This is a genomic window from Mesorhizobium sp. M7A.F.Ca.CA.002.05.1.1 (assembly GCF_003998335.1).
Lineage (GTDB): Bacteria > Pseudomonadota > Alphaproteobacteria > Rhizobiales > Rhizobiaceae > Mesorhizobium.
The window spans coordinates 1-2,590 of the sequence record NZ_RZQI01000833.1 but is presented as its reverse complement, the minus strand read 5'-3'; the positions used below and the strand labels follow the sequence as shown (position 1 = coordinate 2,590).

Genomic DNA, 2,590 nt, shown 5'->3' with positions numbered 1-2,590 from the left:
TGACGCAGCCGGTCGCGGTCTTCAGCCGGTGATGACGCGCCTCGGTCATGAACCCGGCCGCACGGTCGACAGCACGGCGCTCGCCATCGCTGAGCGCCTTGACATTCGGGGTGCGGCAGAACAATTCGAACGCCGCGCGTCCGCTAAGCCGCGGCGCGACACGCTCTGCCGCACCGAACACGCCCCGGATGACCTTCAGCCCGAATGATGCCATAGTGAAAATCCATCCATACGTTCAAGCATGAACATAATAGTTCAAAGATGAACAATAAACAAGAGCTGCCTTGGGATAACCCGCGTTTCCGCAACTGGGTCGCGGTGGCGCGCGCCTGCCATGTGCTGGAGCGCACGCTGGCGGTGAAGCTTGCGCCGCTCGATTTGAAACCGGCGCAGCTCGACGTGCTGATGAACCTCTATCGCCACCCCGGCATGTCGCAGCACGATCTTGCCCGCAAGCTGCTCGTCGGCCGTTCCAACATCACCATGCTTTTGCCGCAGCTGGAAGCGCGTGGCCTGCTGCGCCGCGAAGGCGACGAGAAGGACAAGCGCATCCTGCGGCTCGCGCTCACCGAGGCCGGCGAGGCGCTGTTGATGCAGGCGCTGAAAGTGCACATGGCGCTGATAGAGAAGGCGATGAGCCAGTCTACGCCGGAACAATGCGACATGATCGGCGAGCAGATGCGCAAGATCTATGATGTGCTGAAAGAGGCGTGAGGGCTTTTCCGCCCAAACCTACCACATCGTCTTCTTCGCCCGCTCCGGCCATTCCTTGTCGTAGGTTTCGCCGTCGATGTTCCTGCGGCTGGTGATCTCCAGGATCTGTCCGGGCGTCGGCAGCGACTTCGGGTCGACATGCCTTGCTGCGTTCCAGAGCTCGGAGCGGACGATGGCCCGGGCGCATTGGAAATAGACCGAATCGATGTCGATGACGGTCACCGATCGAGCCGCCTTGCCTTCCACCGTGAATGACGCGCACAGCGCTGTATCCGTTGTAACATGAGCGCGGCCATTGATGCGCAGCGTCGTGCCCGAACCAGGTACCAGGAACAGCAGCCCAACACGTGGGTCGCGGATAATGTTTTTAAGCGAATCGGCGCGGTTGTTGCCGCGACGGTCCGGCATCATCAGGGTTTTCGGATCGTGGATGCGCACGAAGCCGGCGAGATCGCCGCGCGGCGAACAGTCCAGTCCCTCCGGGCCACTGGTGGCCAGCGCGACGAACGGCGAGGCTTCGATGAAGGCGGCATATTCGGGAATGACGTGGTCGAGTTCCTTGACCAGCGAGGCCTCGCCTGGAACGCCATAAAGCGCCTCGAGCTGCTCGACCGTGGTGATGACGGACATGTTTTCGCCTCCAAACCTTTGCCGGCGCTACGCCATCTCGATGACGTTTTGACGACAGCGAGGGGAATCAATTTTAGCGGTCCCGGCTCAGGCCCTTTTCCGCAAGCTCCGCGAGATAGGCTTCCCAGCGCGCATCCTTCTCGTGGCCGAGCGTATGCAGGTAATTCCAGGTGAAGATGCCGGTGTCGTGGAAATCGTCGAAGGTGATGCGCACGGCGTAGTTGCCGACCGGCTCTATCTTGAGGATTGCCACATTGCGCTTGCCGGGGACCGTCACCCGCTGATCCGGCGAATGGCCCTGCACCTCGGCCGATGGCGAGGCGACGCGCAGCAGTTCCGCCGGTAATTCGAATGGATGGTGGTCGGGAAAGGTGACGGACAGAAGTTTGCGGTCCTTGGAGACCCTGAGCTCTTTCGGTGCGGTCATGCTGTTCGATCCCGTCTCATCCGCCCTTCCCTACGCCGCTTCGCCAAACGGGAAAAGGCCTGATGAGACCGACCGACATGCGATGTCGGCGCAGAGATGTTACCAAAGATCGAGAGGCGCTATCTTGAATGGCAGGCCGGATCGTATCACATAGCGGTATATAACGAAGCCGTTCACGGCCACAGGAAGCGCTTGAAGCATGGACATGATTGATCCTTTCGGCCGCACGATCAGCTATCTCCGCGTGTCGGTCACCGACCGCTGCGATTTCCGCTGCACCTATTGCATGGCCGAGGACATGGCCTTCCTGCCGAAGAAGGACCTGCTGTCGCTGGAAGAGCTCGACCGGCTGTGCACGGTTTTCATCGAAAAGGGCGTCAGGCGATTGCGCCTGACCGGCGGTGAGCCGCTGGTGCGCAAGAACATCATGCATCTGGTGCGCCAGCTCTCGCGGCATCTCGCCAGCGGCGCGCTGGAAGAGCTGACGCTGACCACCAACGGCTCGCAGCTGTCGCGCTTTGCCGCCGAACTCGCCGATTGCGGCGTCAAGCGCATCAACGTGTCGCTCGATACGCTCGATGCCGACAAGTTCCACAAGATCACCCGCTGGGGCCATCTCGACAAGGTCATGCAAGGCATCGATGCCGCGCAGGCCGCGGGGCTGAAGGTCAAGCTCAACGCGGTGGCATTGAAGGATTTCAACGACGCCGAGCTGCCCGAGATGATGCGCTGGGCGCATGGCCGCGGCATGGACTTGACGGTCATCGAAACCATGCCGATGGGCGAGATCGATGCCGACCGCACCGACCAGTATCTGCC

4 protein-coding genes and 1 pseudogene are annotated in these 2,590 nt (G+C 61.4%); 2 read left to right on the top strand and 3 right to left on the bottom strand.

Features of this window, described 5'->3' with window-relative positions; genetic code table 11:
* Positions 1-214 (bottom strand): annotated as a pseudogene (locus tag EN939_RS29195) (alpha/beta hydrolase); the annotation flags it as partial.
* A 47-nt stretch (positions 215-261) separates the two neighbouring features.
* On the opposite strand from EN939_RS29195, the gene EN939_RS29190 reads away from it, so the two are divergent.
* Complete coding sequence (locus EN939_RS29190; protein ID WP_023813960.1) at positions 262-714, top strand: MarR family winged helix-turn-helix transcriptional regulator; 453 nt, start codon at positions 262-264, stop codon at positions 712-714.
* A gap of 18 nt (positions 715-732) precedes the next feature.
* On the opposite strand, the gene EN939_RS29185 is transcribed toward EN939_RS29190, so the two are convergent.
* Both EN939_RS29185 and EN939_RS29180 read right to left on the bottom strand, forming a co-directional pair.
* Positions 733-1,344, bottom strand: a complete 612-nt coding sequence (locus EN939_RS29185; protein ID WP_127270852.1) for a pyridoxamine 5'-phosphate oxidase family protein — start codon at positions 1,342-1,344, stop codon at positions 733-735.
* 73 nt (positions 1,345-1,417) lie between these two features.
* Entirely contained in the window at positions 1,418-1,771 is a 354-nt protein-coding gene (locus EN939_RS29180) for a gamma-butyrobetaine hydroxylase-like domain-containing protein (protein WP_013531698.1), read from the bottom strand.
* Positions 1,772-1,970: 199 nt separating this feature from the next.
* Between EN939_RS29180 and EN939_RS29175 the strand changes: the two genes are divergently transcribed.
* Positions 1,971-2,590 (top strand): GTP 3',8-cyclase MoaA (locus EN939_RS29175; RefSeq protein ID WP_164751315.1); only part of this gene is annotated, 620 nt, incomplete at its 3' end.

Coding starts and splice junctions, on each gene's coding strand:
- EN939_RS29190 (WP_023813960.1), top strand. CDS start 262: ATGAACAATAAACAAGAGCTGCCTTGGGATAACCCGCGTTTCCGCAAC.
- EN939_RS29185 (WP_127270852.1), bottom strand. CDS start 1,344: ATGTCCGTCATCACCACGGTCGAGCAGCTCGAGGCGCTTTATGGCGTT.
- EN939_RS29180 (WP_013531698.1), bottom strand. CDS start 1,771: ATGACCGCACCGAAAGAGCTCAGGGTCTCCAAGGACCGCAAACTTCTG.